This is a genomic window from Sporosarcina sp. E16_8 (genome assembly GCF_017347095.1).
Classification (GTDB): Bacteria; Bacillota; Bacilli; order Bacillales_A; family Planococcaceae; genus Sporosarcina.
Genome location: NZ_JADPRZ010000020.1, coordinates 20,953 through 44,857, shown reverse-complemented (window position 1 = coordinate 44,857; position 23,905 = coordinate 20,953). Strand labels below are relative to the sequence as shown.

Here is a 23,905-nt window from a genome sequence, read left to right as displayed (position 1 = left end):
CCCCCTTACATCGGAATTGCGAATTTTTGAGTTCTTTAGAAATTCAATCATCGTCTCAATTCCTTTTGAAGGTAACTTATGGTATCCAAAAGCACTTGTGTTTTTATAATTAGTTTGTAATTTCAGGCGCCAGGTTGTGATTACAATTCTGAAATCCATTTTAGCTCCAGACACTTTTTTGACCTTACGACTAATGAAAAACTGTGTATTGATGCGACAATTTTGCAGCAATACACAGCAAGAAATCCGGATAATGGTGTAGTAGCCGGTCAGTCTAAGCGATCCAACAGTATCTGTACATAGAGGGCCAAGTAATTCATCACAAAAGTAAGCAGTAATTTGCTGGCTTCTTTTTGTCACTGAACACGTGTGACTTGTTTTACTTCTACTTCCTCTTCTTCTTATGATTATTATTCTTTTTAGGATAACGATTTTTATTTCCAACCGTTTTCTTTTCGACGACAGTTTTATCAGTAGTCTCACTGATCTTTGAGAAGTCTGGTTCATCACCAAACTCAGTTTCATAATCGAGTTTTCTAAAACTTCGACGATGATGTTCCGCCTCTTCCGCTACAACATCCACTGGACTAAACAGAATCCCTAAACAAGCCAGTCCGCCTAATGCAACAAGGACATAAATAACCCTTGACAAAAATGCCCCTTGTCCGCCAAATATCGATGCAACTAAATCAAATTTAAATACGCCAATTAAGCCCCAGTTAATGGCACCTACAATTACTAGAGCCAGGGCAATCCGTTGTATTCCTCTCATGAATAAATACCTCCTTCGTTTATTAGTAATTTAAATCAATAAATGAATCAGAATTCACCAGCGATATGCTTCTTCTGTTCCACAATACCTACCCTTGGGTTTTAATGGATTTCCGAGTGCTGTGGGGATTGATCCTTAGCAAATGATCAACATAAAAACACATCTGCTGCAAAATTCCGCGACTCCTTTTTATCTTCTGCAAAAAAAGTAATTTAATACATGAACAATTTTAATTATGATGAACGTACATACGTTTTTGCAGGGATTACCATCTCAGTGACTTGAAATTCAGTAGGATTTCATCGAAATAGAGATTTAGAAAAGTAAATTCCACCTTAAAAACTCTCTCCACTTATGCTATCATTAATAGGGTTCAAAAAAAGAGGTTCGCAAACTCCCTCTCTAAAAAACTAAGGAGATGTTTATATTGAAAAATGAAAAAGCGGTTGTCGTCTTTAGCGGCGGTCAAGACAGTACGACATGCCTGTTTTGGGCATTGAAGAATTTTCGTGAAGTAGCTACAGTGACGTTTGACTATGGTCAGCGACACTCAGAGGAAATCGAGTGTGCTCGGCAAATTGCAGACGAGCTCGGGGTATCTTTTAAAGTGCTGGATATGAAGTTGATCAACCAATTGTCAGCGAATGCCTTGACCCGGGATGATATCGAAGTGAAGGAAGTAGAAGGTGAATTGCCGTCGACTTTCGTTCCTGGTAGAAATCATTTGTTCCTATCTTTTGCGGCGGTTTATGCCGATGCGATTGGTGCTCGTCACTTAATCACAGGTGTGAGTGAAACGGATTTCAGTGGGTATCCTGATTGTCGTGACAATTTTATAAAATCGTTGAATGTGACACTGAATTTAGCGATGGACGGACGGTTCGTCATCCACACGCCATTGATGTGGCTTGATAAGTCCGAAGTTTGGGCATTGTCTGATGAACTTGGTGCATTCGACTTTGTGCAGAACAAGACACTAACTTGCTACAACGGAATTCCGAGTACAGGTTGTGGGGAATGCCCTGCCTGTGTACTACGGAATGATGGACTCGCAACTTATTTATCCCAAAAGTCTGCAGGTGTTTCTGAATGATGCAGCAATTTTATCCGCAAGTTCAACATTCGTTTCGTTTTGAATTAAACAAAGACATGCATTTTTCTGCGGCACATTTCATTCCAAGCGAAGATGCTGGAAAATGCCAAGTAATGCATGGACATACGTATTACGTAAATATAACAATTGGAGGAAATGAACTGGATTCAATCGGTTTTCTGATTGATTTCAAAGAGCTCAAAAACCTCATTCATGATAAATACGATCATTCTGTGCTGAATGATCATCCTGAATTTAACAGCAATTTCCCGACGACGGAAAAACTAGCTGAACAGATTTGCAAATCAATCCAGCAAGTTCTGCTAACGAGAAGTAATAAACCGGTCTGTCTCCAAGTCATTGTCCGAGAAACGCCGACAAGCTACGTCATCTATCGTCCTGAACAGGAGGTAGTCCTATGAAGATTCCTGTTATGGAAGTTTTCGGTCCGACGATTCAAGGCGAAGGAATGGTTATGGGGTTAAAGACGATGTTTGTCCGGACAGCTGGATGTGATTATTCTTGTTCTTGGTGCGATTCCAGTTTTACATGGGATGGTTCAGGAAAGAGCACGTCGAAACGGCCGGTAGAAATTATAGATGAACTTAAAAAAATAGGTGGACAATCATTTTCACATGTTACGATTTCAGGTGGAAACCCTGCTCTTCATAAAGGAATCGGGGAACTTGTTGACCTATGCCATGAGCAAGGTTGGAAGGTCGCAGTTGAAACACAAGCTTCATTTTGGCAGGATTGGTTATTGAATATCGACGACATTACTCTTTCTCCAAAACCACCGAGTTCAGGGATGATTACGGATTTCAGTAAACTGGATACGTTTATGGAGAAACTAAGTGATACGACTGCTAGTTTGAAAGTCGTCATTTTCGATGAAAAGGATTTCAAGTTTGCAAAAGAGGTTCATCTTCGTTATCCAGCATTTCCTTTCTTTTTACAGACAGGAAACGATGATACGACGACAACTGATGATGCACAACTCGTTTCGACATTACTAAAACGATATGAATGGCTAATCGATTTGACTGTTGACTCCCCTATCATGAATGATGTTAAAGTGTTGCCGCAGTTACATACACTTATATGGGGGAATAAGCGGGGCGTATAAAGTTAATCTTCAATCAGAGGGGGTTTTCTTCATTCCCCACTGATTGTTAGTTAAACCATTCGGGCTTTTACTGCCCGTTAATGCGGGATAAAATAACTACCTTAAAGTAGCAGATATGATCCAACTATATAGCCCCCTCCGTGTCAAACTGACATAGAGTGGGCTATTTCTATATGAATCTTGATCTCTTTTCATTTGATTTTTCCCCATTTTGTAGTGGTGACCTTTTTGTCCCCTAAGCGACGAAGTGATATCGAGTGGAACCATTAACTCAATCCCTATAAATATATTCGGTACTTCATAATAAGAATTAACTAGGTTGTATATCTCATCCACATAATGAAAAAGTCTAGCAAAGAAGCGGCACTATTGAAAGGCGGCCCAAAAATACCAAGGACGGAAGCAGTTCGATCCCTCCCCAGTGATCTTCTGGCGGGCATATTGCGTGAGGTCATCGCCAAGCGACAAAGCGGTGTTGGATGTACCCTCTATTTGTTAAGTGCCAATTTTATAGAAACGATGTTTCCGAAAATGGCTTCTATTAAAAAGCTTTACAAATTTGCGATATGTTAAAATTATATGATAAAATTGAATTAATCATAGAAGACTGTTAACACGTATAAACATTACAAAAAAACCGTACTCGTTCTGAATATCCACTAGTTTAGGGGGCGTTTGAAGATGATAACAGAGAATAAAGAACAAACAATATTTGGTCACGTTGGAAATACAATCAAAACCGATAGAGAGATAGATATAATCACTAAATTAGAAGAACCATTGATAGTGATTTTAGGAAATGTTTTAAGTAACGAAGAATGCGATGAACTAATCAGATTGTCGAAGGACAAAATGCAACGTTCAAAAATTGGGACAACACGCAATGTAGATGAACTGAGAACAAGTAGTAGTATGTTTTTTCAAGAAAGTGAAAACGAAATTGTTGCTAGGGTTGAAAAAAGAATCTCATCTATTATGAGTATACCTATTGAACACGGAGAAGGCCTTCAAATCCTTAAATATACCCCAGGTCAAGAATATAAAGCTCATTATGATTTTTTTTCATCAACAAGTAAAGTAGCAAAAAATAATAGGATTAGTACGCTAATTATGTACTTAAATGATGTAGAACAGGGTGGGGAAACTTTTTTCCCTAAGCTAAATCTTTCAGTAACGCCACAAAAAGGTATGGCAGTTTACTTCGAGTATTTCTATAATGTCGAAGATTTAAATCAGTTAACATTACATGGTGGAGCACCCGTTATAGCTGGAGAAAAGTGGGTGGCAACCCAATGGATGAGAAAACAAAAATTAAGATGAAATTGATTTGAATTTGTAACATAACATGAAAAACGCTCAATATGAGTGTTTTTTATTTTGTGAAATTCCATCAAAATTGTTGAAATAGAAAGGAATAGACTAGTTCACCCGTCTAATTCTATAACTACAATTTACGATGTTCCATCTCAATAATTGGGGATATACTTAGCATAAGAGAGTCTAAAAGAAAATGAGGTCAATGAGATGAAGAGGAAAATCAGTAACTCAGAATACCGTGTCCTTGAGAAGGAATTCATCTTTTTGGAACATACAGGACAATTGCAAACGAACCAGGCACGCAAACTGCTGGCGGAGTACGTGCCTACTGAACGACTTAGTTTTGTACGGGTCTTGCTAATCATTGGAGCTGTTTTGATTGGTGTTGGCATACTGAGCTTCATCGCAGGAAATTGGCACCAAATCCCGAAACTTGCGAAGTTCTTACTATTATTCTTCGGGACAGCCAGCTTTTATGCAAGTGGTTATAAGATTGAAGATGATTATCCGAGAACTTCACGAAGTCTCTATTATATTGGTGTATTTGCATTTGGCGCTGGGATTTTCCTGATTAGTCAAATGTTTAATTTGGGTGAAGGGGTTTATGCAGATTTCTTCATGTGGGGTCTTGGCATTTTACCACTTGCCTATTACTTGAAAGACAAACTCATTTTTGCGTCTGCCAGCTTATTTTTCATCATTTACGGTTTCAATGTGTTGAATGGAACTGTTGAAGTACCCTATCTGCTGTTGCTAATTATACCGCTACTGTTTTGGATGAATGAAAAACGGATGGGTCATTCCAGGGGTTTATTTATCGCCAATTCCATTTTAACCTTGCTATTTTTATTCAATTTATTTATATATTTTGACGTCCATGGAGTACTGATTTCATGCACTTTCTTTGCACTTGGCTTGTTCCTTGCCTTCTATCCTTTTGGTCGATACCAGTTGCCATCTGAATGGCTTGGCTCTGCAGTTTATGGTATCGCGGGTCTATACCTGACTTTTCCAAGTACATGGATAGATTTCGTTTCGGAAGATAATACAGGAATAGCAGCGATTATTTTCACACTCATTTTCGCAGTTAAACTGTTGTTCTTCTTGAAGATTGGCAGTTTGCCAGCGGTTCTCATTGTGTGCACGTTGATTTTCCGTTTCTACGCCGATTTGTCATATAATTTCATGCCAAAATCGTTATTCTTTATCGTTGGTGGTTTGATTCTAATCGGCTTTGGTTTTTGGTTCGAGAAAACTCGGAGAGGAACGGTGATTTCAGATGAACATGATGAAAAATAGGCGTATCGGATTCATCATTGCATTAACGCTCCCCCTTCTCCTATTAATCGGCCTGACTATCAAACCAATTTGGACATTGACCTACGGAGATGATGTAGCATTACTGACAGTGCCAGTGGATCCAAGAGACTTACTGTATGGTGATTATGTCACGCTCCGCTATGAGATTGAGGAGGTACCGAAAAATGAAGTTTCGCCTGCTATTTTGAAAAAAATCGACAAGTTGGCGAATTCCAATTGGCTAACTGTTTATGGAAAACTTGTTCAGCAAGGCGATATCTATGTGTTGGACAGTTTATCTGATAAAAAACCTAGAGGTAGTGTCTATTTAACCGGAAAACTAAGCAGTTATGATTACCAGGATGTTGATGGTGTTTACGTCCATTCCATCAATTTCGGCTTGGAACGCTACTTTGTGCCGGAAAACACTGGAAAAGAACTTGAAGATTTATCAGCGAAAGGACAAATAGTTGCTCATTTGAAAGTGAAAAATGGCTATGGGATTTTGAAGAAGATAACCGCGGTTAAATAATGATATGCATCTCCTAGAAATCAACACTAAAAGAAACAGCCCACGAATCCATTTAGTTCCTCAAAATAGCCCTCTCCGTGTCAAACTGACATAGAGCGGGCTATTTCTTTTTGAACTTTGCCCTGAATTGTGGCCAATTTATAGTGGCGACTGTCCCCACCCCCGTAAACAGTTAGAATTATTAGCGTTTGGAAATAAACGCGATAATAAAATTCACCTTATTGACACATAATATAGTTTGATGTTAAATTAATATAGTTGTAAGAATTATCGTGGAAAAAGGTAATGACATTTCAATATACGAAACAATCAAAGTAGAAATTAAAAGGATGGTTTATTTAAATGACTAACAAGAAGAAAATTCACTTCGGCTGGTGGGTACTCATCGGCATTTCCCTCATGCTGGCATTTACACGAGGTGGTATTAATAGTTCAGGTGCATTATTTTTAACTCCAGTTTCTGAGGACTTAGATATTGGAATGGGTAGTTTGACATTATACTTCAGTGTTTCTTCAATTGTAACAATGCTATTTTTACCGATTGCCGGTAAGATGATGGCGAAATATGATATTAGGTTACTACTCATTGCCGGTGTAATTTTACAAGCTGGCTCTTTCGCCATGTTTGGCCTCATGACTTCAGTGTGGGGATGGTATTTATTCGCTATTCCAATGGCAATGGGTTCAGTTTTCGTTGCTACAATGGCTGGCCCTGTATTGATCAATAACTGGTTTAAAAAACATAACGGATTAGCAATGGGCGTCATGATGGCATTTGTCGGAATAGGCGGTGCTGTGATCTCACCAATCGTTGGTAACCTGATTGCCAATAATGGTTGGAGATCGTCTTACATTACGCTTGGGCTTGTCGTAATCGCCATCGTTATTCCAATTATAATCTTATTAATTAGAATGGCTCCTCAACAAATAGGGCTACTTCCAATTGGTATGGATGAAGTTAAAGAAGGTGCAAACGAAGCACCGGTTGAGCCTAATAAAGGTGTGCTAGCTGCTGTAGCAAGAAAATCTTCTGCATTTTATGCATTAGTCATCTTTTTCTTCTTCATCACCTCGATTGCCAGCTTTGGCCAACATATTCCACCATTTGCAATGGGCCTTGGCTACACGGTTCAATTCGCGGGTAATGCTTTGGGGATTTGGATGTTTGGTTTGTTAGTCGGAGCTATCCTTTTCGGTTTCTTAAGCGACAAGATTGGCGCGAGAAATACGGCTATCTTCTCAATGATTACTGGTTTAATTTCAATCGGGCTTCTGCTTACAGTCGCAGATAACTCGACAATTTTCATGATTGCAATCGGGTTTTTCGGAATTGTGTCTGCATCGGTAGGTACACTTGGACCGATTCTTACAACTGCCCTTTTCGGCAATAAAGAATTTAGTCAAATTTATGCAACAGCTGCAATAGGACTAGCTGTTGCGGGTATTGTAGCTTTACCTGGATATGGATTTGTATTTGATTTAACGGGATCGTATACATTAGTCCTTTATACAATTCTCGCAATGCTTGTTATCAATATTCTCTTTATCATCTTGGCGTTTAAAGGTAAAAAGAAACTTCAAAAAGCAGGATTGTGGAATTAATCTCATCTAAACTATTTGAATTAATAATAGAGCCTTCTAGGATATTTTCCGGAAGGCTCTTATTTGTAATTGACATGGTCAAAATTCACTATTTTTGATAATCTAGCACAATCCCTGCAAATGTTTTCACAATCATTTCCATTGCCGGTTCATGAAAATCGAATTTTTCATGGTGATGCGGGAACACTTTTTTAGGATCCTCCATTTTTGCACCCACGAAAAAGTAAGCACCTGGAACTTGTTGCAGGTAATAAGAAAAATCCTCGACTGGCATTATTGGTTGCGTTTCCACAACAGCGTCACTACCAAATGCATCCGCCGCTACTTTTCGGACGACGTCCATTTGCGCGCCATGATTCCAAAGTGCATCGTATCCTCTTTCAATCTGTACATCCACCTCACAACCGAGTCCGCGACCTATAGAATAGGCAAGGTCCGTCAGACGAACACTCGCGAGAGTACGTAACTCTTCATCAAAGACACGAATCGTTCCTTCCATTACCGCTTTTTCTGGAATGACATTATCCGCATCCCCAGCATGAAACTTCCCAATAGAAATGACGAGCTCTTTCAATGGATCTGTATTACGACTCACAATGGATTGAAGTGCAACCATGATGTGGCTTGCTGCTAAAATCGGATCTGCTCCCTTTTGAGGCTCCGCTCCATGTGCCCCTGAGCCATTTACAGTAATTTTGATTGTATCTTCGCCAGCTTGTAAATAACCGTCACGCACATAAACATGGCCTGAATCCATAGTGGATTGAAGATGTGCACCGTAAATCGCATCGACACCACCTAAACAATCATCAGCAATCATCGCTCTCGACCCACCCGGCGGCAATTCTTCTCCGAACTGATGGATGAGGACAATGTTTCCTTGAACTTGATCTTTCACGGCATTTATCGCTTTTGCAAAACCTAGTAATGCAGCAGTATGGCCATCGTGTCCACAGGCATGCATAACTCCTGGAACAGTTGACTGGTATGAAGCATTCTTTGCATCATGAATAGGTAATGCATCGAAATCGGCTCGAAAAGCGATTGTTTTCCCCGGCTTTCCTCCGCGTATTATTCCTACCACACCCCTCCCACCAACTCCGCTCCGCACTTCGATTCCTAAGTCAACCAAGTAGTTGGCGATAAAGGCGGGTGTTTCAATTTCCTCGTGTGACAATTCCGGGTGCATATGCAAATGACGACGCACGTAAATCATTTCTTCCATAGCATCCTCTATTTTATTGAATAGCATTTCTTTCAACATCGACTAATCACCTTTCCTTCAATTCATTTCTGAATAATAAACGAGTTACTTGACCTGTATTTAATCATATATAAGCGAAAAAAGGAAATTCTCAGTAACTATATCGCTATTTGAATAATCATGCTTGTAATTGCATTTGAATGCATGTTATAATTTTCGACATCGCGAAGATCAGTACCGTTATATTTGCTAAAGAATTAAATTTATATTGCCAATTTTCCAAAAGTATCGTATATTTTATTTACAAACAAATAATTATTCACTAATGAATACCGTTACTTTTAGGAAAGGTGGTCGTATGACAGGATTTTTCTTACATCCAAATTCAAAAGAAGAAATTATTGATTCTTATGATGAAGATATCATCGTTACCAATCACGCAGGTATTATCGTAAAAGCCTCACAAATTAGTGGACGCTACTACGGGATACGTGCCGAGGACCTTCTTGGGAAATCTGTATATGATCTAGAAAAAAGGGGTATTTTCTCTCCCGCTATTACTCCTCTCGTCCTTCTACAGAAAAAGAAGGTAGTTGTTATACAAGCGACCCCTTCCGGACGAAAAGCACTTATTACAGGTATGCCATTCTTTAATGAGTCAGGTGAAGTTGAATTTGTCCTTAGCTATTCCTATGAAGTAGCCGAACTTCTCGTCATCCAGGAATATATGAAAGAACTTGAAAACGAGATGTCCCTGGCAAAAGAGGAGCTTACGCTACTGCGAAAAGAAAATCTTACAATCGATGGATTGACGATTGAAAACAGGACGACACGAATTGCTTATGAAACCGCTAGGAATGCTGCGCCACTCGATGTTTCTGTCATCCTTTACGGAGAACAAGGAACCGGGAAAACGACAATGGCAAAGTTCATTCATAACGAAAGTAAGCGAAAAAATGGACCTTTCATTGAAGTTGACTGCGAAACAATGCCGGAAGCGATGTTTGAACGTGAATTATTCGGTGGAGAGTTCGAGCAAAAGGAAACGGGCCTATTAACGTTAGCCCATGAAGGTACCCTCTATTTAAAGGGGATTGATAAGCTTTCGGTACATCTTCAAGGAAAAATTGCAAATGTATTGAAAGAACGTAGATATACACCTATTCATGCAACTACAGTATTCCCACTTGATGTGAGGCTGATTAGCTCCTCCGAGAATGCATTGACAGAAGCAGTTGCTGATAAAACATTCCATCAAGATTTGTATTATATGCTCCATATCGTTCCAATTCATTTAAAACCACTTCGTGATCGAAAAGAAGATTTGATTGCTTTGATTTCAATTTATTTAAATCAGTTTTCAACTACCCATACGACTACTAAGAAGCTTTCAGATGATGTGTTTAATCAGCTGTTGCTCCTTGAGTGGAACGGGAACCATAGCGAACTCAAAAATGTTATGGAACGGTTGGTTGTACAAAGTACATCCCCTATTATTACGGCAAAAGACTTACCACCAGAATATCGTAAAAATACAGATGATGATCTATCTATCATCCATCTTGAAGGCCGAACACTTCCAAGCATTTTGGATGATGTGGAAATGAAAGTGTTAAGGGATGCGCAGGAGCGTTATCGTACAACTACTGAAATTGCTAAGTTCCTTGGAATAAGCCAACCTTCTGTCGTTCGCAAACTGAAAAAATATACCGATATCGAGTAGGAGGATTTACTGTGCAGCAAAAATTAGAACAACAAGACTGGCTTCATATGGTTGACAACATTGGGAATTTTCTCGCACCAAGTATGGCAAAAGATCATCCGAACTTACCTGTTGTAAAAGCAGAAGGATGTTATTATTACGGCGCTGATGGCAAGAGATACTTGGATTTCACTTCTGGTATCGCCGTAGAGAACGTAGGACATCGGCACCCTAAAGTCGTTCAGGCAATCAAAGATAGTGCAGATCACCTTATCCATGGCCCATCAGGCGTTATCATCTACGAATCTATTTTAAGATTGGCTGCTGAATTACAAACGATTTTACCGCCAAAACTCGATAACTTCTTTTTCGCGAACAGTGGCACTGAAGCAATTGAAGGCGCATTAAAACTGGCAAAATATACGTCAAGAAGACCTTATATCGTTTCTTTCACTGGCTGTTTCCACGGGCGTTCGATGGGCGCATTAAGTGTCACGACATCGAAAAGTAAATACCGGAAACATTTGCAGCCCACTTGGCTTTCCTATCAGTTGCCATATGCACTGCCTGAGTACCTTCCTGAAGGAGCAGATCCAGACGTCTTCTTCCCCGAAAAACTGGAGCAAGACGTAAAAAAATTATTCAACCACCAAGTAGATCCGGAAGAAGTCGCTTGTATGATTATCGAACCTGTTCTCGGTGAAGGTGGATACATCATCCCACCAAAATCTTGGCTGAAAAAAGTGCGTGAAATTTGCGACCGCCATGGCATTCTACTAATTTTCGATGAAGTCCAAACAGGATTCGGTCGCACAGGCAATTGGTTTGCTGCACAGTCATTCGATGTCAAACCAGACATCATGGCTATCGCTAAAGGGATTGCTGCAGGACTTCCCTTAAGCGCCACTGTTGCTTCCAAAGAACTAATGGACCAATGGCCGCTCGGTACACACGGAACAACCTTCGGCGGCAATCCTATCGCTTGTTCTGCTGCCCTGGCTTCACTTGAAGTGATGAAAGAGGAAAAGTTATTGGATAACGCAACCGCAATGGGCGCATATGCAATGGAGCGCTTATTTGAAATGAAACTACACCATCCAGTCATTAAAGACATTAGAGGTGTTGGTTTGATGATTGGTATTGAGCTTGGCAATCCCGAAACGGGTGAACCTGACGGCGAAGCAGTAATGGCTGTCCTTGATGGTTGCCTTCATAAAGGTGTGCTGTTCTACTTATGCGGCAACTCCGGTGAAGTTATCCGGATGATTCCTCCGCTAACGATAACAAAAGAGCAGATTGATGATGGGTTGACTGTATTGGATGAAGCTTTAACAGAATTTGAAAATAAAACAAATTAGAAATGGAGTGATTTATTATGAAAAAGTGGTCAGGGATTGCACTTCTACTTGTTCTGGTTATGAGTGTACTCGGTGCATGTGGAACAAAGGACGAAGCAGATGGCGAGAAAGCAGGTTCATCGGGGACTTCAGATACAAAGATACTTAAAATGGGAACTTCTGCGGATTACCCACCATTCGAATATGTCGACACAGCAGTAAGTGATGAAATTATCGGTTTTGATATTGATTTAGCAAAAATGGTTGCCAAGGAACTAGGTTACACCCTAGAAATTGAAGACATGGATTTCAACGGCTTAATTCCCGCACTACAGGCAAAAAGCATTGATTTGGTCGTTGCAGGTATGGACGGCAACAACGAAGAACGTAAAAAAGTAATTGATTTTTCGGCTGCTTATTTTACAGCTACAAATCTAGTTATTACGATGAAAGATAGCAACATTAATAGCGCAGAAGATCTTAAAGGCAAAAAAATTGGTGCTCAAACGGCATCTGTTCAAGAAAAAGGTGCGAAATCACTTGAAGAACAATATGGGTACTCTGTTGAAAGCCGAGACCGCGTTCCAGATCTTTTCCAAGAAATCAAATCTGGGCATCTTGATGCGATTGTCATTGCAGATGTAGTGGCAAATGGCTATATCGAGTCGAATGAAGATTTAGCAAGTTTTGAACTTCCTGAAGAGCATAAATTAGGTTTATCAATGGCTTTCCAAAAAGGCAGTGCGTTGACAGCTGAATTTGATCGTGTTCTCAAAGAATTACAAGATAATGGTGAGGTAGAGAAATTAGTTTTGAAATGGTTCAGTAACTAATTCATTCGAGAGAGAGGATGTAGAACCATGAATTTAGACTTTACCCAAATTGTCACCTCGATACCTTATATTTTACAAGGTATCGGGGTCACCCTTAAAATTGTTGGCGTTGCAGCACTTATTGGTTTTACTATCGGAATTTTGTTAGCACTCTGTAAAATCGGACGATTTAAAGGATTGAAATGGTTTGCCGATATCTATACGTCCATTTTCCGTGGCACTCCTTTAATTCTCCAATTGCTGTTAATTTACTACGGTACCCCTCAATTATTCGATATTAAAGTCACGGCGTATTCTGCAGCTGTCTTAGCATTTGGTTTTAATTCGGGTGCATATATCTCAGAAATTATTAGAGCTGGTATTTTAGCTGTAGATAAAGGGCAGCTAGAAGCTTCAATGGCTCTTGGTATCCCCTATAAGAAAATGATGAAGGACATTGTATTGCCCCAGGCTTTGAAAAATATTTTGCCTGCGTTAATGAATGAATTTATCACCTTAACAAAGGAATCGGCTATTGTAACTGTCATTGGCGTAACGGATATTATGAGAAGAGCGTATATCGTGGGTGGTAATACATATCGCTATTTTGAATCCCTAATCTTCGCGGGTGTTATCTATTATCTGATGGTAATTATCTTAACACTGATTGGTAAAGCGGTTGAAAGGAGGATGAGGCGAAGTGATTAAAATCCAAGATCTTCGTAAAAGTTACGGGAAAGTTGAAGTGTTAAAAGGGATTTCAACCACTATTCAAAAAGGTGAAATCATTGCGATTATCGGACCTTCTGGTTCTGGGAAATCGACATTTCTTCGTTGCATCAATCTACTTGAAACACCAACAAGTGGACATATATGGGTGAATGAAGCTGAAGTAACAAACCCAAAAGTCAACATTATGAAGGTGAGAGAGCAAGTTGGGATGGTATTTCAACAATTTAATCTCTTTCCTCATATGACGGTTCTTGAGAATATTACCTATGCCCCGATAATGGTAAAAGGAACTTCCAAGAAAGACGCTGAATTACGAGGACGTGAGTTGTTAAAAAAAGTGGGGCTTTCCGAAAAAGAAAGTGAGCATCCAGTTCGTTTATCGGGTGGACAAAAACAGCGTGTAGCCATTGCAAGAGCGTTGGCAATGTCGCCTGAAATGATGCTTTTCGATGAACCAACTTCTGCCCTTGACCCTGAAATGGTTAAGGAAGTACTAGAAGTTATTAAATCGTTAGCGCTTACAGGTATGACGATGGCGATCGTAACTCATGAAATGGGATTTGCCAGAGAAGTCGCAGATCGCGTGTTGTTTTTGGACGATGGGCAATTAGTTGAAGACGCCTCCCCTACCGAGTTCTTTTCTTCACCAAAAAGTAAACGTGCACAAGACTTTTTAGAAAAGATTTTGTAATTAGTTTAATTGTGTTAAAAACCAGCAATCCGGCCGATTGAATTCGCCTGAGTTGCTGGTTTTTTCGAGTTATTTGCGTTCTTGTTAACGTCACTGATGATTCTTTTTAGGTGACACCAGAGCATATCTTTCCCATTTCCTACTCTTCCATCGGAAATACATAATAATAGCACGTGTCCATTCATCTACAGTAATCGCTAGCCATACGCCGACGAGACCGAGATTTATTTCGAACACTAAAAAATAACCTAGTGGCAAACTCATGGCTACCATTGAAAAAGAACCAATGATGACCGGATATTTTGCATCTCCAGCTGCACGTAATGAGGAGATAATGACAATGTTCAAAGTTCGTCCGGTTTCAAGTAAAATACTTAGAAGTAAAACGGATGCCCCTATTTCAATGATAGCAGTGTTATCCGTAAACAACCCCATTAATGGATAGCGGAATATGATAACCAACGTCACCATACACAACGTAAACAGAAATGCCCATTTAACACTTGTCCAAACACTCGTATATGCTTCGTCTTGTTCATTTCCACCAACAAAACGGCCGACAATGATCGCCGTCCCCATACCAATGGCAATAGCGAATAAATATGTAAACATTGATATGTTTACAGCATATTGTCTTGCGGCTAATGATTCCGTCCCTAAATACGTCACAAAGTATAAGAAGACAATTTGGCATCCTTGATACATCACCTGTTCAAATGCAGATGGAATACCTATCTGTAATATCTTACGAATATATTCTTTTGACAATGTAATATAGTAGCGGAACTCCACACGGTATTCCATCACTCGATAAAGTATCAAAAAGAAGACAATCAATGCAAGCAAACGGCTGACAACTGAAGAAATTGCTGCACCTTGTACCCCTAACTCTGGAAAACCGAACTTCCCAAAGATCAACGCATAGTTACCGACTACGTGAACAATATTCATACCTAATGAAACAAACATCGTTTGTTTTGTAAAGCCATGCACACGAATAATCGCTGACAACGAATTAATAATCGCTTGTAAGAATATCGCTCCGCCTACAATGATTAAATATTTTGAAGCATGGTCCAATACATCACCCTGTAAATTCATAGCGATCATCATATTTTTTGAAAATATAACGAAAATAACACTCATAAGAAGGCCGACAATTAAATTTAATGTAACCGCTAGTGCTGAAATTTTGGATGCTTCTAGATATCTTTTCGAACCTAGATATTGTGATACAACAATCGCTGCCCCGTTCCCGACTACTTCAAGGATGAGAATAGCAATATGAACGTATTGATTTGCCGCTCCTACACCTGAAACGGCATCATCTGACAATGCACTCAACATGAATGTATCTGCAATACCCATCAACATAAAGAGAAAAACTTCTAAAAAAATAGGCCATGTTAGGTGAAATAAATTCAGTTTTTTGACTGGACCTTTTACAGCTTCAGTTGCTACCATTATAACGCCTTCTTTTCTATATCTAACTTTAAACAATACAAATCTTACCATACATTTTAAATTCAAACTATACAATTTATTTGAATAACACTTTTATTTTTCATGTACAGACTTCTGCAATGTCACCGTAATAGAAAAGGGCATATCTAAAAGCATCTCACTTCATTGAGGGGCCACTGAAAAAGTCAACTATTAAAACTGAATCCGAATATTTCCATTAAAAACGCTTCGGCGCTTCGTGGATGCCTCCGCTGGTTCTACCTAATTATTTCACTGAGTCACGCAAAATAATTAGTGAAATAAAACGATGTTTTCCCTGATGAATTTGGGGAATGTCTCGTTTTATTGTTGTATAATGAAGAGACTAATTCTAAGCGGTGTCCCGATGATTTCAAATCAAGAAACGTTAAACCTCAGCGCATTTATAGCGTTTATGATACAATTGTGTCAAAAGATAATCAGCTCCGTCAAATCAATGACCTTGTCTATTTGTCTTTTGTGAACGAAGAATTGAAAACTAAATATTGTCTCGATAACGATCGCAATGCAGTGCCACCGATTCGGATGTTCAACTATTTATTACATATATCAATCTTCGACCTATCCGATTGGGATGTCGTAGAACGTTCGAAATACGATATGTCGTTTAAATACTTTCTTGATATGACACCAGAAGCCTCGGTCATTGATTCGTAAGCGTAAAATAACGGCCACCTGTCATATGGGTGGCCGTTATTTTACGCTTACGTCTATTCGGATTTACATACATTTAGATATTTTAAAAACGTAAGTTCTTCAGTGGCATCTTCATTGAGTGTGAGGTTTTAGCGTTCGTCGCTGTAAAAGGACCACCGATAAGACTTTGTTCGCTCTCAGTATGATTGCCGGTCCTCCATTACTCCCTGCAGCTGCTTCTCAATCCTCACTTTAAATCCTTTAAATAAACGCCATATATTTTCCATGGATTAAAGTCTAGTTTTTTATAAAAGTCCACTAAAATTGTCCAATCAATAATAATTTTCTCGATATTTCGTTGTTGTAAATAAGCCATTGCTGCTTGAACAATTGCTAATCCATACCCTTGCTTTTGTTCATTCGCATCAATTCCTAATGGACCTATCCCTCCGACTTCTTGTTCAAAAAGGGGACTCCAATAAACGTTTTGTGCAATGAATGGCGAGTGGCTATCATTTATTCTACAAAACCCTATGATTTGACCTTTCTTTTTGACGACAACAAATTCTCGCCCATCCCCACTCATTTCAAAGTACTTCATCGTTTCATAGACCCATCTTCCTGGAAAACAACTTTCTAGAAATGAAATTAGGTCACCTTCTTCCTCCTTTTTCAGGATTGAAAATACAACTGAATTTTCAGCAGGTAAGTCATATTTTTTATCAAGGTGATTAATCAAATCATATGTGTCTACTCTTTTAGTGTAACCATGTTTTTCTGCCCATTTTTGTGCTTCCTTATACTGATCTGGTATGCCTGAGAAATAGTGAAAGGGGTCGCCACCCAATTGCATCTCCTCAACACCATATTCCTTTAAACCTGCTTCTGCACGTTCAAGTAGCATTGTTCCCGTACCTTTTCCACGGCGAGCACTATCTACTAAAAGCACTTGGATCCAGCCCCTTTTAGGGTCCATTTTCACATCGATTTGTTCTTGCCATCGTTTAGTTACTACAAATCCGATTACATGGTCTTGATCATCTACCGCAATATAAGAACTGTCATAGCTAACGTTCAAGTCATCAAAACTATTCTGCATAAACAACTCTTCACGCATCGGGAAATCAACGGCTAATTCTTTATTCCATAAATCTACTAGTTCTTCTAATCTATCGCGCTTCCAAGCAATGATTTTCATCTAAACCCCTCCACTACTATAATGGTTATTACTTTCCGAACGTTTCTTCCATTCGGTTAATCGGATCATCCACCATACCGTCACCCCATTCGACAACTTGACCCACCTTTAGAAGTTCCTGTTTTAATTCTTCGTAATTTACATCTTGGACAGCTATTTCATATTTATAGGCAAGCGCTGCCGCCGTTCCTGCTGACTGGCCTAGAATCATAAATATCGGCTCCATTCGAATCGAACCATAAGCAATATGTGAACTTGATAAGCAAACGGGGACAAGTAAATTTGTACATTCCTCAGATTTTGGCCGAATGGAACGATACGAAATCTCATAAGGAGCAATTGGTACCTGTACATCTCCCTCATTCACACATCTGCCATCAATCACGACACGTCGGCAGTTATGTGAATCCATATGGAATGATGCCAAACCGATTGTATCATCAACAAATGTCTGCTTTAGACAATTATGATCAGTCATGACATAATCAGAAATCATTCTTCTCCCTTCACGGATATACAACTGATGAGGCCAGTTCCCCGTTTGTTCAAATTCATCTTTCGGTAAGCCCCAGGCAGCTACTTCCTCACGTATAACCGCTGGTAAACGTAAATCATTAGCTAAAAAGTACAACATTCCCAGATCATAATTAAAATGATCTTGAAAAATCTCCTCACGTCTTTGATAACTACCTTCTGGCCAGTCGTAATTCGTTCCAAGATTATCCGTCGATATTGCACCGTAATTATTTAAATCCGATTTCCCGTTTGGTAACATCGTATGAAGTTTCATCGCATCCCAAACACCCGCTTGAATATAACGTAGGAGAAGCCGGTATCGATCTGCTTCATAATGTAGTGGCTTTGGAAATGGAATGCTATTCTCTTGTTCCCTCGTCAAGCAAATTCGGAAATTATACGCTTGAATCCGATGATCTCCTTGCCCTTGAAAACCTAATTGTTCAGGATCTTCCTCTGCAACTCCTGGCAATAATCCACTCTCAGGCTCCCCCTCAACAACATATGGATCAATCCACTTTTCAAATTTATGATGCGGTGCACCAAACTGAATCCCATTATAAATTTCTTGATACGTTGCATTCGATTCTCGTCCAACAAAATAACTAACACCTGATTTAGCTAATAAATCACCTTCATAACTACAATCCATAAAGACTTTCCCTTTATAACGAGTCCCATCTTCCATTACAATTTCGATGATTGCCCCATTAACTTTACTAACCTCTGCTAAATGCTGGTTCAAATAAACCGGAATTTCATAGTCTTTCATCCATTTATCAAACACATACTGAGCCGCCTTAGGTTCAAATTTCCATTGCTTCTGTTTTCCATAATACTTCGCAATTTCTTGATAGAACTCTCTCGAAAGACCACCAACCGCATCTTCTGCGCCAAGATCTGTTGCCCCTAAACCGCTTGCAGTCATCCCACCAATAGTTCGGCTAAACTCAATAATTGCAACAGTAAGACCCATTCTTGTTGCTTGAATAGCCGCCGTTATACCGGCTGGTGTCCCTCCGTATATAATTAGATTTTTTTCAATTATCATTGGCTTGTCGACTTTTTCTGTTGGTACATAATAATGCAGATTACTAAAATCCATAAGTAAAACCTCCGTATATCCTGTTAGGGTTTATTGATCACCTTTTAATGCCCATGCATCTGAATAAATTTCGGTTCCTTTTTTTAGATAATAAAAATAGATCAACATCATTTCTTTTGTTGTAAACGACTTAAAGTTATCCTTTGCCTGAATTACTAGCAATGATTCGGTCTCCTTCAAGTCCCATTTCGATAAACGCTCATATACATCACGTAAATAGGAAGAAATCTTTAATTGAGTCATCGGCTCATGGACTTTTTCTGGATCAACTACTCTAGCAGGAAATAGTGGCGCATTCCATTTCGTATGCTGTGATACAAGTTCTTCTAATTCGATAAGCATCTCGTAAAATGATTCTTTATCCTCATTAAAAACAGTGAAATATTCTTCGACAATCACTTCATATTTTTCACCCCAAGCAATCCTCGAGTATATGTAATTATTAAAATGGTGGATCCATTTCCAAGGATAGTTGACCTCTAACTCTGGATAGTGTTGTTTTTGATGTGTCGGTACAATTAAATTTAAAACACCGTCTATATTCATTTGTTTATAATCATGTAAATCCTGCTGAATCCGCATCATTAGTGGTGGGAATAACTCCGATAACATAAAATGATCACTATAGTACTCGAGAACTGTTAACGATTTTCCACCTTTTTTTGTTTGCTCGTTCCAGTCTTGTAATGTTTGATAGGCCCTAACTTGCCTAGTATCACTTGAATCAATGGCTGATGAATAATCCCTTCCCCAATAAGCATATAATGCATCGACTTGCGTAGACGCTTCGGTTTGATTTTCCCTTTCCAACATGTTCCAAGACAACCCAGCATTGTACACAATATATTCTACCTCTACGTGTACCCCTTCCTTATCAAGCGCTTCTTTTAGTTTTTCAGTAAATCGAATATATGTGGGTAAAAATCCACTCGCATTTTTCTCGTCAATTCCTATATCTTCAGGCCACAATGAGATTCTAGTAATCACTTTATTTTCCAAACAGATAGCGACTATTTTATGAATGACTTTATCCTGAAGATATGTATTTTCAGCAAAGAACTTTAATTTCTCATCTTGCTTGAGCATGTTCTCATTTTTTTCCTTTTGTATCTCATTAAGCAAGTAACTTAAACTATGACCGCCTAAGGTTACTTGAACATCTCTTTTTCGTAATGCAGGGATTACGTATGACTTAATTTCATCCCATAAGAAAAACGTGAAAAAGTATTCATTCTGACCATTTTTAACTCCCCAATCAATTAGGGCATTGATATAGCCAGGATCATTAATGGTTTCAATAATATTTCCGCGTCTAGCAAACATCGGCTCATGGATATATAGTTCTTCTATTGTTGCTGAATGATGGTTAAGGATTGTTTCTTTGTCCAAATCAATCCACTGGTAGCCATACTGCTTTTTACAATACATATAAACACCATAGAGAATAGAACGAGGCTCATTCCCAATAATCCACATATCATTTTCTGATTTAACCAATGCAAAACCATCAGCATTTATTGTGATATTTATTTTTATATCCCTCAAAGAATGATAGTCGTTTGTTGTGAGTAGGATAACCCGATTAGTGTTTTCATGAAGCGCAGTGAATGCTGCTTGGTCATCGATTGTACTTTCACATCCTGCTTTTCTCATTAACCTTCTCAACTCTTCAACAGCGAATAATACGGTTTCGTGATTGTTCCAGTAAATGATTTTGTTAATGATGAACAGCACCTTTCTAAATATATATGTAGAAACAAATAATCCATTGAATTCGCTGCGGCGCTAGGGGATGCCGCCAGTCTTAGGGCTTCGGCTCTCCCTTGTAAGGCGTATTCACTCAGTTTATATAGTTATTTAATCATTCTAACTATATATTCGGCACTACTTATTTAGAATGAACTAGGTGGTATACCTCACCAGTATAACCAACAAATCTAGCGAAGGAGCGACAAGTGTGAGCCAAAGCAATAAGACTGACAGTGATCTTCTGACAGGCTTATTGCGTAAGGCCATCACCAAGCGACTAAGCGGTGTTGGAAGAATACTCTATTTGTTAAGTGCCGACTATATATAGAGAGAGCTGGAACTTTTTAAATTATAAGGGTAAAAGGACACTACAGCTTTCTATCATAATTGATGAAAACTAGTGCCCTTATTAGTATTTATAACCTAATCGGCTTTTTTAATTTACTTGATTCATACGCTGCCAATGAAACTTCTAATGATTTTAGTCCGTCATAACCCGTGACAGACGGTTCTCTTCCTTCTTTCACACAGTTAATAAAATCATGAATTAATCCAAAGTCCATGTCATTTCCATAAAAAACATGTTCCAATGATTTTTCCCCACTACTAAACGTCCTAATATGCTCTTTAAATGCATCAACTTTCACCGTTTGCTTTGTCCCAATTACCTCAATCGTCACGTCGCCCCATGTTGGGTATTCTGTAAAACGGGACCAGCTTGCATCATGAGAAGCAATCACGCCATTTTCGAATTCTAATGTGAGTAGTCCAGCATCATCTATAGCTATATCATGAAAATAGGAATCAATAATCGCCATGACTTCTGTGACTTCTTCATTTAAATACCATCGCATGATATCAACCATATGTACGGTGTGATCTAATACAGCACCACCACCTGATTGTTCTTCATCAATAAACCAGCCGCCAGGATTTTGTCCCCGATTAGTCGTCCGAAAAGCTATAATATCACCTAGTTCTCCTTTATCAATCATTTGTTTTACTTGCTGAATCGGTGAACTGAATCGAACAGGGTAAGCAATTTGCAAAATTACAGCATTGTCTTTACATACTTGAATCATTTCATTAGCGTCCGAAAGATTCGTTGCAATTGGTTTTTCACATAGGATATGTTTCTTTGCTTTCGCAGCATTTACAACCATTTCTTTGTGGCGATTGTTTTCACTGCAAATAATGACAGCATCCATTTCCAATTCTAGAAATTCTGCTTGATCACTGAAGTGGACCGTATTATACGTTTTGGCAGCTTCTTGGCCTCTTTCAACATTTTCATCAAAAATCCCTACTAACTCAACGTTTGGTAATCTCTTTATGCCATCCGCATAACTGTATGCGTGCATATGTGCAAAACTCATCATGCCAACCTTCATGAATGAGCACCCCCATTGATTAGGTTACTAAAATATTTCAATCGAGTGACGAGCTCCTGATCTACTTTCTGTGCTGATGCTAAAATGGCATCCACGGAATAGGATATTTGCGAAGACGTCCTACTTCCTTGCTGAATCGGTCTCATCTGATCACTATCAAATTCTATAATCGTTTTTATCCCGCTCCATTCAAGCTCGATTCGCTCCTGCTCAGCCACCGTATATTCAATATGTGCCATTGTTCCTCCACCAAAATCCATCAAAACAATAGTATGTTCTGGTATCATAATTTGGTTCGTTTGTTTTACTTGAATGCCTTGTAGCTCCCCGAGCAATGACGATAATACATATAAATCACCCGTGAGTAACAAATTGTTTGCATATTGATTCACAATGCGTCTAAAACGGAAAACGCCTTTAGGCTTATCCTCTTTACCGATCACCTCTTTTACCTTTTGATAAAATGGATAGTTTTCTAAATCAAAATAAACATGCCAGCCTAGACTTTGATTGTCAGCTGTTAACCCGGTGGATGGAATATAAATTTCATGTCCACTATCTTCCACCGCTTTCAACTGGTCCTCCACGGCAGCCAACACATATGTAGTATCTTCATTAGCAGAATTCCCTAGTTGTTCAATCGACTCTACTAAGGTTAAATTTTCAAAAGCATTTCGAAAGTCGAGTTTCTCTATGCTAGCAAATACAATTTTCAGGATCATTTCCACCTCCCTATCTCAATAGGTTCCTTAAACGATTAACCGCTTCTTCATTAGCCATTTTCGCATCGTCATGTCCTTCATATTCAATAGATAACCAACCATCGTAATGTATACTTTTTAATCCATTTAGAATAGAAGCGAGATCAACTTCACCATCACCAGGAACAACCCCTATTAATTCCACCCCTTCTGTGGAACGAAACCCACGGAGTGACTCATTTTTTGCTTTTTCACGAAAATCTTTAAAATGAACATGAACGATTTCATTTTTCAACTGCTCAAATGCTTTTGTCGGCTTTTCATGGACAAGCAAAAAGTTCCCAGTATCAAACGTTGCTTTTACAAAAGGACTATTCACCGCCTTTATTATCTCGCTTACTTGCTTACTCTTACCGGCTAATAAGCCGTGATTTTCAATAGCTAAATAGACTTGCTCTTTTTCGGCTGTTTCTGCACAATTCTTCAAACCTTCTATAATCCACGCCGATCTATTTTCATATGTTGTGTCAGCTTGGACATCACCACAAAATACGCGCACAATATTCGTTCCAAGTTTTTTCGCAACCTGAATACCGTTCAAAACCGTTTCAACTTCTTTGGCGCGTTCTTCAACTGATTCTTTTACAAAGTTATTCGTGATATCATATGCAGACACTTGTAGATTATGGCTTTTCAATGCGGTAAGTACTTCAACGATTTCTTCGTCTTTATTCGTCCAATAAATATCGAGCAATTCCACCCCATCTATTGAAATGCTGCTTGCATAGTCAATAAAATCAACAATCGACCAGTTTTCTTTTCTGATAGTTGATGCCAAGCTATACATACTTACACTTATATTCATGCTATCTCCCAATTCGATTGTT

The 23,905-nt window shown here is 38.9% G+C and carries 21 protein-coding genes, 1 pseudogene and 1 riboswitch; of the genes and pseudogenes, 13 read left to right on the top strand and 9 right to left on the bottom strand.

What is annotated here, in order from left to right; all coding sequences use genetic code 11:
* Positions 1–385: 385 nt before the first annotated feature.
* Positions 386–772 (bottom strand): DUF378 domain-containing protein, encoded by a 387-nt coding sequence (locus I2484_RS12710; protein ID WP_207151408.1) that lies wholly within the window; start codon positions 770–772, stop codon positions 386–388.
* Between the two features lie 376 nt (positions 773–1,148).
* A riboswitch (PreQ1 riboswitch) is annotated at positions 1,149–1,192 on the top strand.
* A gap of 7 nt (positions 1,193–1,199) precedes the next feature.
* On the opposite strand from I2484_RS12710, the gene queC reads away from it, so the two are divergent.
* The 7 genes from queC to I2484_RS12675 all read left to right on the top strand — a co-directional run bounded on the left by queC (position 1,200) and on the right by I2484_RS12675 (position 7,741).
* Entirely contained in the window at positions 1,200–1,865 is a 666-nt protein-coding gene (gene queC / locus I2484_RS12705) for a 7-cyano-7-deazaguanine synthase QueC (RefSeq protein WP_207151407.1), read from the top strand.
* A complete protein-coding gene (gene queD, locus I2484_RS12700; RefSeq protein WP_207151406.1) occupies positions 1,862–2,287 on the top strand; it encodes a 6-carboxytetrahydropterin synthase QueD in 426 nt (141 codons plus the stop codon). The genes queC and queD overlap by 4 nt, the downstream gene beginning before the upstream one ends.
* Complete coding sequence (gene queE / locus I2484_RS12695; protein ID WP_207151405.1) at positions 2,284–2,991, top strand: 7-carboxy-7-deazaguanine synthase QueE; 708 nt, start codon at positions 2,284–2,286, stop codon at positions 2,989–2,991. Before queD ends, queE begins: the two co-directional genes overlap by 4 nt.
* Before the next feature lie 681 nt (positions 2,992–3,672).
* Positions 3,673–4,311, top strand: a complete 639-nt coding sequence (locus I2484_RS12690; RefSeq protein ID WP_207151404.1) for a 2OG-Fe(II) oxygenase — start codon at positions 3,673–3,675, stop codon at positions 4,309–4,311.
* A gap of 204 nt (positions 4,312–4,515) precedes the next feature.
* Positions 4,516–5,607 carry a DUF2157 domain-containing protein gene (locus tag I2484_RS12685; RefSeq protein ID WP_207151403.1) on the top strand — a complete coding sequence of 364 codons (1,092 nt, stop codon included), beginning with the start codon at positions 4,516–4,518 and terminating at the stop codon, positions 5,605–5,607.
* Complete coding sequence (locus I2484_RS12680; RefSeq protein ID WP_207151402.1) at positions 5,588–6,139, top strand: GDYXXLXY domain-containing protein; 552 nt, start codon at positions 5,588–5,590, stop codon at positions 6,137–6,139. The genes I2484_RS12685 and I2484_RS12680 overlap by 20 nt, the downstream gene beginning before the upstream one ends.
* A 342-nt stretch (positions 6,140–6,481) precedes the next feature.
* Positions 6,482–7,741 (top strand): MFS transporter, encoded by a 1,260-nt coding sequence (locus I2484_RS12675; protein ID WP_207151401.1) that lies wholly within the window; start codon positions 6,482–6,484, stop codon positions 7,739–7,741.
* Positions 7,742–7,829: 88 nt separating this feature from the next.
* Here I2484_RS12675 and I2484_RS12670 read toward each other — a convergent pair whose 3' ends face one another.
* Positions 7,830–9,005: a M20 metallopeptidase family protein gene (locus I2484_RS12670; protein WP_255551393.1), complete on the bottom strand. Its 1,176-nt coding sequence runs from the start codon at positions 9,003–9,005 to the stop codon at positions 7,830–7,832.
* A gap of 298 nt (positions 9,006–9,303) precedes the next feature.
* On the opposite strand from I2484_RS12670, the gene I2484_RS12665 reads away from it, so the two are divergent.
* Genes I2484_RS12665 through I2484_RS12645 form a run of 5 tightly spaced genes read left to right on the top strand, consistent with a single transcriptional unit; the run spans position 9,304 to position 14,219 of the window.
* Positions 9,304–10,668 carry a sigma 54-interacting transcriptional regulator gene (locus I2484_RS12665; protein WP_207151400.1) on the top strand — a complete coding sequence of 455 codons (1,365 nt, stop codon included), beginning with the start codon at positions 9,304–9,306 and terminating at the stop codon, positions 10,666–10,668.
* An 11-nt stretch (positions 10,669–10,679) separates the two neighbouring features.
* The gene (locus I2484_RS12660; protein WP_346014190.1) at positions 10,680–12,005 is read left to right on the top strand and encodes an aspartate aminotransferase family protein; all 1,326 of its coding nucleotides are present in this window, start codon (positions 10,680–10,682) and stop codon (positions 12,003–12,005) included.
* 17 nt (positions 12,006–12,022) lie between these two features.
* Positions 12,023–12,817: a transporter substrate-binding domain-containing protein gene (locus I2484_RS12655; RefSeq protein WP_207151399.1), complete on the top strand. Its 795-nt coding sequence runs from the start codon at positions 12,023–12,025 to the stop codon at positions 12,815–12,817.
* A 27-nt stretch (positions 12,818–12,844) separates the two neighbouring features.
* Positions 12,845–13,504, top strand: a complete 660-nt coding sequence (locus I2484_RS12650; RefSeq protein ID WP_207151398.1) for an amino acid ABC transporter permease — start codon at positions 12,845–12,847, stop codon at positions 13,502–13,504.
* On the top strand, positions 13,497–14,219 hold the full coding sequence (locus I2484_RS12645) for an ATP-binding cassette domain-containing protein (protein WP_207151397.1): 723 nt from the start codon (positions 13,497–13,499) through the stop codon (positions 14,217–14,219). Before I2484_RS12650 ends, I2484_RS12645 begins: the two co-directional genes overlap by 8 nt.
* Positions 14,220–14,309: 90 nt before the next feature.
* On the opposite strand, the gene I2484_RS12640 is transcribed toward I2484_RS12645, so the two are convergent.
* Positions 14,310–15,683, bottom strand: a complete 1,374-nt coding sequence (locus I2484_RS12640) for an MATE family efflux transporter (protein ID WP_481886408.1) — start codon at positions 15,681–15,683, stop codon at positions 14,310–14,312.
* 385 nt (positions 15,684–16,068) lie between these two features.
* Between I2484_RS12640 and I2484_RS12635 the strand changes: the two are divergent.
* Positions 16,069–16,373: pseudogene (locus I2484_RS12635) on the top strand (transposase); the annotation flags it as partial.
* A gap of 232 nt (positions 16,374–16,605) precedes the next feature.
* Here the strand turns inward: I2484_RS12635 and I2484_RS12630 are convergent.
* The 6 genes from I2484_RS12630 to I2484_RS12605 all read right to left on the bottom strand — a co-directional run bounded on the left by I2484_RS12630 (position 16,606) and on the right by I2484_RS12605 (position 23,883).
* Positions 16,606–17,556, bottom strand: coding sequence for a GNAT family N-acetyltransferase (locus I2484_RS12630; RefSeq protein WP_207151395.1), 951 nt, complete (start codon positions 17,554–17,556; stop codon positions 16,606–16,608).
* Positions 17,557–17,584: 28 nt separating this feature from the next.
* Entirely contained in the window at positions 17,585–19,177 is a 1,593-nt protein-coding gene (locus I2484_RS12625) for an FAD-dependent oxidoreductase (RefSeq protein ID WP_207151394.1), read from the bottom strand.
* Between the two features lie 30 nt (positions 19,178–19,207).
* Positions 19,208–20,911: an alpha-glucuronidase family glycosyl hydrolase gene (locus I2484_RS12620; RefSeq protein WP_207151393.1), complete on the bottom strand. Its 1,704-nt coding sequence runs from the start codon at positions 20,909–20,911 to the stop codon at positions 19,208–19,210.
* 431 nt (positions 20,912–21,342) lie between these two features.
* Positions 21,343–22,317, bottom strand: a complete 975-nt coding sequence (locus I2484_RS12615) for a Gfo/Idh/MocA family protein (RefSeq protein WP_207151392.1) — start codon at positions 22,315–22,317, stop codon at positions 21,343–21,345.
* Positions 22,314–23,039, bottom strand: a complete 726-nt coding sequence (locus I2484_RS12610; RefSeq protein WP_207151391.1) for a hypothetical protein — start codon at positions 23,037–23,039, stop codon at positions 22,314–22,316. Before I2484_RS12610 ends, I2484_RS12615 begins: the two co-directional genes overlap by 4 nt.
* 10 nt (positions 23,040–23,049) lie before the next feature.
* Complete coding sequence (locus I2484_RS12605; RefSeq protein WP_207151390.1) at positions 23,050–23,883, bottom strand: sugar phosphate isomerase/epimerase family protein; 834 nt, start codon at positions 23,881–23,883, stop codon at positions 23,050–23,052.
* Positions 23,884–23,905 lie beyond the last annotated feature (22 nt).